3 protein-coding genes and 1 pseudogene are annotated in these 6,405 nt (G+C 58.4%); 3 read left to right on the top strand and 1 reads right to left on the bottom strand.

What is annotated here, in order from left to right; genetic code table 11:
* Positions 1–201: 201 nt before the first annotated feature.
* The 3 genes and pseudogenes from ACVWXF_RS10575 to ACVWXF_RS10565 all read left to right on the top strand — a co-directional run.
* Positions 202–462, top strand: a pseudogene (locus tag ACVWXF_RS10575) (hypothetical protein); the annotation flags it as partial.
* Between the two features lie 289 nt (positions 463–751).
* Positions 752–2,218 (top strand): hypothetical protein, encoded by a 1,467-nt coding sequence (locus ACVWXF_RS10570; RefSeq protein WP_011434306.1) that lies wholly within the window; start codon positions 752–754, stop codon positions 2,216–2,218.
* Positions 2,219–2,510: 292 nt separating this feature from the next.
* Entirely contained in the window at positions 2,511–4,907 is a 2,397-nt protein-coding gene (locus tag ACVWXF_RS10565) for an ExeM/NucH family extracellular endonuclease (RefSeq protein WP_457474359.1), read from the top strand.
* 277 nt (positions 4,908–5,184) lie between these two features.
* Here the strand turns inward: ACVWXF_RS10565 and cbiD are convergent, their stop codons facing one another.
* Positions 5,185–6,291 (bottom strand): cobalt-precorrin-5B (C(1))-methyltransferase CbiD, encoded by a 1,107-nt coding sequence (cbiD, locus tag ACVWXF_RS10560; RefSeq protein ID WP_457474358.1) that lies wholly within the window; start codon positions 6,289–6,291, stop codon positions 5,185–5,187.
* Between the last annotated feature and the right edge of the window lie 114 nt (positions 6,292–6,405).

The raw sequence follows: 6,405 nt of genomic DNA, 5'->3' as shown, positions 1-6,405 counted from the left end.
CTTGGCTCATAAGTTCATTGTACTTCATCAAAGCGCATTCCTCCCGGCACTGACCCTACGGGTACAGTGCGGGGCTCCTGCGATTTCTAGCTGAATCTGGTGATGGTGATCCAAGTACCTCTCCAGCAGCGGCAGCCGCCGCGAAGGGAAGTTGAGGATATCTCTGTCAAGTTTTTCGGACCCGCAGACGACCTGGCCGGCCTCAGCAATGTAGAAGCCGCTGTCATCGGACATGGAGAGGTAGAGGGCCCCTTCACCGAGATCAACAACCTGGACATCGAGCGGGATCCCCGCTTTCCCATTCGGGTCACGGTCCAGTTCTACAAAGCCACCGACAATGGCGTGGTCTCTGCTGAAGACATGGCCCAAATCCACCATCAAATTGCCCGCGTCTATCGAGAGGCCGACTATGTGGGCAGCTTGGTGCTTCAGCGGGACACAGGCCGACCTACGGAGTACGACCGTGATGCAGAGACAGAGCGCCCCTTTCCCTTTCCTGGGTGGCCGTGGCGTTAGGGTCTGCTGCGCATTCTTCCCACAACCTGCAAGCGGGTGGCAGCATCTTCTCGCCCTAGAGTTTCTCTACTACACTGACAACTGACCTGGTGCCAAGAGGAGGGGGTGTCGGCCCGATATCCTCGGCAAGGTCTGGGTCTGTAGAGGCGGTTGCCAAAGTATCCTCTTTTGAGGCGGAGGTGCTTGCCTGTACCAGCTCTTGCCCAAGGTAGTGGGGAGCTTTTCCTGCAACACTATGGCTGACGCAGTTCCCGTTCGGCGCTACGACCTGTTTGTGCAGGCTTCCCGGCTGCTGCAGCGCTACCGGCAGCTCACGCCGGAACTCCGTCCCATAGGGCTGGAGGTGGCCCTGGCCATCCAGTATCACCGCGCTCAGGCCGGATCGGGATCCCTGCTGCCTTGGGTGGGATCCCCTCGCGGACTGCCCTTGCAGCAAGTGGCCCAGCGCATTTGCGACCCGTTTTACAGCAAAACCCACCCTCTTTTGCCGACCCTACCCGAAACCGGCGAGCCTTTGGTGTGGCCTCTGTTCAACCAAGGGGAAAACGGCTTGATCCGGCCCCTGGCCCCGAGCAAAGTGGGCGGGAAACTGGCGGAACGGCGCTGGCTCAAAGCCTGCAACAGCCAGGAAGGGATCGGCTGTCATGCCTTGGCGGCCCACCTGTGGCAGGACGAGCGCTTTTTGGCCGAAGACCGGGATCTCTGTCCTTTCCGCCTTTATGATGGGCGCTACCCCTTGAGCGTGGATCAAGGGCGACAGACTTGCGGCTTTGACGATCACCCCTGTGGCTGGCAGCCGGGACACCCCAAAATGTTGCAGGTGGTGGGCAAAGGCAAACAGGCCGAGATCCTGCTCCCCCACTGGACGGATGACATGTGGGCGATGCTCATTCCCTCCCATCGTCCGCTGCCGATTTACCCGCTCTTGGTGATGCTTTACTTTGGCCAAGAAACTTTGCAAAAGGGGCGGAGCAGCCTCTCCATCGAGCAATTTCGTCTGGATTTTCAGTTCAGCCAGTCTCAACTGCGCCTGTTGTTCGACACCCACCCTGAGCACCCCTTGAATCGACACCTGCTTACCTGGGCTCAGCAGCCAGAGGTGGAGTGGGGATCCACAGAACTCTTGCCCCAGATGCCGCCCCTCCTGCATCAACCTGCTGGGGGCAAGGTGGTTTTGGATCCCGATGAGCCGCCCCAGTTCCGCAGCAGTGGGATCCCTCACAGCGCCGGGACAGACCCGCTGATGGCAGAACGCCGCCGTCGACGTCAGTTGGAGCGCAGCGAGCGCCACAACGAGATCTTGCACCAGTTTCGCCGCTGGTTCCGCCTGGCAGGATTGGAAGTCCGGGAGGATCAGCATACCTTTGACTTTTTGGCCGTGGCGGACGGGCATCTGCTTTTGGCCGAAGTGAAGCTCCTGCACCACAAGGATGCGGCAGAGGCTTTGCAGGAAGTGGTGGGACAGTTGCTCTACTACGAGCGCTTTGCCCTTGGCCCCTGGATCGAGCAGGGCTTTTCCGTTCAGAAGGCCGCCGTTTTCGATGGGCCACCGCCAGATCCCTATGTGCGATTTCTAGAAGACCTGGGCATTGCCACCTACTGGATCAACGAGCAGCAGATGATCGATGGGCCAGAAAACTCTTTACGCCTGCTGCGCCAGATGGGGGTGCGGGTGCGACCGGATCCCGAATTGGGGGATTAGGGGAAAAAGCCTGCCCATGTTCTCCCCTGAGTTTTGACTCAGGCGGGGGTAACTTCTTGTCTTCTTAAGCGTACCTTAGCTGCCCCTTTAATTCCTTCCTGAAGATGGTATCCATACAGACGGTAAAAATACGGGATCCTTTGAAGTTTCGGGAGGAGTGAAGCAGATGTGGTCTAGGGTTACTTCGCGTCGTGTTGCCCAATCAATTGCGGTGCTAGTTTTTGGTTTGGTGCTTTTGGTTTCTCTGCAAGGGTTCGGCTCCAGAAGAACTCTTTTGCCAATACTTACACCTGTGCCAGCACCGACCCCGACTTCAACACCCACAGCCACGCCAACACCGACGCCCACGCCGGGAGGCTGTGATCCCAACGCCAACCTGATCCCAGTTGGCACTGTCCAGGGCACTGGCTTCACTTCCCCCCTGGTGAACCAAACAGTCACGGTTTCTGGAATCGTAGTAGGAGACTTTGAAAATGAGGGGGTGGCTGGCCAAACCTATCTCCAGGGCTACTACCTACAAGATGATGGTGACGGGAATCCCGCCACATCAGATGGCATCTTCGTTTTCAGTGGCACAGCTAATAACGTCAGGCTTGGGGATAGGGTTCAGGTGACCGGAACGGTTGCTGAGTTCCGCCAGCAAACCCAGCTCTCCAACGTCACCAGCTTTACTGTCTGTAGCTCTGACAATCCGTTGCCGGCCCCAGTGCAGATCTCTCTACCGCTGACTGCGGAGCAAAGGGAAGCTCTGGAAGGAATGCTGGTCACATTTGGAAATCAGCCCCTGTTTGTAACCGACTCCTTCTTGCTGGGACGCCACGGGGAGCTGAGTGTGGCCACAGAGCGGTTGTTCACTCCTACGCAAATTGCGGCTCCCAGCCAGGCAGCTGCCATTCAAGCGGAAAACGACCGAAAGCGGATTCGCATTGATGACCGGCTGCTCACCCAAAACCCAGATCCGGTTATCTACCCCACTCCGGGTGGCCTGAGCGCGGCTAACACTGTGCGCGGCGGCGATCGCGTCAGCAACATCACCGGGATCATGACCCAGTTGCGAGGCCGGAATGTCAGTGGCGATGTGGATGCGACCATCGACTACCGTATCCACCCCAATGATCCCAACAACTTGCCCAGGTTTACAGCCACCAACCCTCGCCCGCAAAACCCACCCTCAGTAGGGGGCTCCCTGAGGGTAGCTAGCTTTAACCTGTTCAACTACTTCAACACCTTCGGCAACGCCTGCTTCCCCAATAACTCCTCCTGTCAGGGAGCCAGCAACGCCACCGAGTTCACCCGCCAGCGGGATAAGCTCATCGAGGCTATTCGCCGCATGGATGCCGATATCGTAGGCCTCAACGAGTTAGAAAACGATGGATACGGTTCGAATAGTTCCATTCAGGATTTGGTGAACGGGCTCAACCAGGTCATGGGGGCAGGAACCTACGCCTTTGTGAATGTTGGAGTGCCCAACCTGGGCGGCGATGCCATCACCAACGGCTTTATCTACAAGCCAGCTACGGTTGAAATTGCCCCCGGCACTAACCCGGCCTTCCTGGACACAGGGGAATTCACCCAAGGCCCCGGACGCTTCCATCGTCCTCCTCTGGCTGTAACCTTCCGGCAGCGGAGCAACAACGCCACCTTCACTGTTGTGGTCAACCACTTCAAGTCCAAGGTTTCTCCCTGCGATCCTATTGACAACGATCCCTTCCAAGGCAATTGCAACGGCAACCGCACCCGGGCCGCTCAGCAACTCTTGAGCTGGCTCGCCACCAATCCAACTGGCTCCACCGATCCGGATGTGTTGATTATGGGGGATCTCAACTCCTACGCTATGGAGGATCCGATCAAAACTCTGGAGGCGGGCGGGTTCATCAACCTCAATGGCTCCAACAGCTACTCCTTTAGCTTCCAAGGACAGTGGGGATCCCTGGATCATGCCCTGGCCAACAGCAGTCTGAGACCCCAAGTTACAGGCTCAGCTAAGTGGCACATCAACGCTGATGAGCCCGTGAGCTTGGACTACACCCTGAGCTTCAAGAGTCCCTCTCAGCAGAGCCTCTTCTACGCCAGCGATCCCTTCCGCTCTTCCGACCACGATCCGGTGCTCGTTGGCTTGAACCTGACTCCGGCCCCAACACCGACACCGACGCCCACACCGACACCAACTCCTCCTTCCGTTAACCTGCCTTTGACTGAAGGCTTTGATAACTGCAACCCTGCTCCAGCCGGCTGGCAGATTGTGGATGTGGACGGCGACACCAGTCGTTCCTGGCGTTGTGTCAACTCCCTTGCCGAGGCCAACGCTTTCAACGGTCAGCAACCGGGTAATGACTGGCTGATCACTCCTCCTCTGAACCTGGCTTCCGTCAGCAACCCAGTTCTGACCTTCCGCAATCAGAGTTCTTTTAGCGATAACGGCCTTCCTCCTTCGCAACAACTAAGCGTTCTTTACTCCACCAACTACAGCGGTGCAGGCACTCCAGCGGCAGTGAATGCAGCCACTTGGACTGCTCTGACGATTCCCACTCTCTCTACGGGCAGCTTCGTCGACTCCGGCCCGATTTCTCTGGCTGGGATCCAGCCTTCCAACCGTGTTTACATTGCCTTCCGCTATCGCTCTTCTGGTACAGCTTCCGGCTCGGCCACTCGCTGGCGGGTGGATAGTGTCAACATCTCCGGGAACTAGGTGTGGGATCCTAGTGCCAACCTGAGTCTGATTGGCAGTGGCTGGGAAAGTGGATCTGCTTCCTCAGCCGTAACGCTCTCCTATGTGGTCTTGGCCGGGATCCACCGTTGCTCAGCGGGTTTCGAGCAGAGGGATTGACTTTTGGAGCACGGACTAAAGGGAGAGGAGCCGGGGGTGGTTGCCTTTGGCGGCACGGAGCGCTTAAGACACTTCGGGAGAAAAATGGTTGAGGATCCGGGGGGATTGCAATGTCCTCGTCTCAATCGAAATGACCTCATTATGGGATCCCCACCTGGGCGCAGATGTGCCCCTGTCGGTCGAACAACGTCACCGCCAACAGCAGGGATCGACCGGCATACTTTTGCACATAGCCTGTGGCTCGCTCCAGGATTTGGCGAGCCAACTCCTGCATCACGGGTGCTGCCCAGCCAAGGCCATCCAGATGGTGCACCGCTGCCTCTACTGTCCGCAACTCCAGCACTTGCCGTGCCTGTTCTGCCGTTCCCCCACGCCGGATCAGGGCTGCCGCCAGAATTTCCAAGCGGGCATCGGCCACGTGGCTGGAAGTGGTGAAGATCCCCCCTGCCAGCTTGATCAGCTTGCCGTGGTAGCCGATCAAATGAATGGACTCCGCCCCCCGCAGCGCCGCTTCCACCAGCAACGGCCCTATCCAATTGGCTACTCGCAGGATCTGGTCTTCCGGGATCCCTTGCCCCAGCGCCACCTGCTGCCCATGGCTGCCCACGCAAAAGATCAAATGCTTGTGCCGCTCCAACTTTTGTTGCAGCTCTTGGCGGGCTTGCTCTAAGCTCTCAACACTTGAGGAAGGCTCCACCTCCGCCCGCGTTCCCAACAGGGCCAGCCCTTCCAGCACCCCAAAAGCGGCATTGGAGGTGCGCTCCGCCAGGAGCTTTCCTTCCGGCAAAATGATGCGCACCCGCAACCGGCAATCGGGGGGGATCCCCGGCAAAAGATTGATCTCAAACAAACGGCGGGCATAGGCATAAATGGCCGGGCTGCCATCGGTGCGTCGCCCCAGCCCTTCCCCGGCTTCCAAGATCAAGGGGGGATCCTCGGGATCCCTCTCCTCCAACCTCACCCAAGCCCAGACCGGTGTGTCGCGGGTGAGATCCAGGTGGGGGCCGGGATCCGAGCGGGTAATGGCCAGAGCTGTTGCCTTCTCCAAGGCAGCTACCTGCTCCACTGGGATCCGGATCCAAGCCTCAAGGGACCGGGGCTCAGCCTGCACCGCAATCGCCAAGCGCCCCCCTTCCTTCTCCAAAGGGATCCCCAGAAGGTGGTGAAGAGCAGCTCTGGCCGAAGCAACGGCGAAAACCGGCAAGGTATAGCCCCGCGGTCGGGATCCCTGAACAGCATCCTGCATCTGCACAGCTTTTTGCTTCGGAAATGGATGACCGGAAAACCAAAATCTCCGGAAAATGCACACCTCAATTGTGGCTTGTGAGAGAACCCAGGAGTTTCGGGGAACACCTCCCGG

The sequence above is a fragment of the Thermostichus sp. MS-CIW-40 genome, from assembly GCF_054058315.1.
The sequence above is the reverse complement of the archived record's forward strand: the minus strand, read 5'-3'. Positions and strand labels throughout refer to the sequence as shown.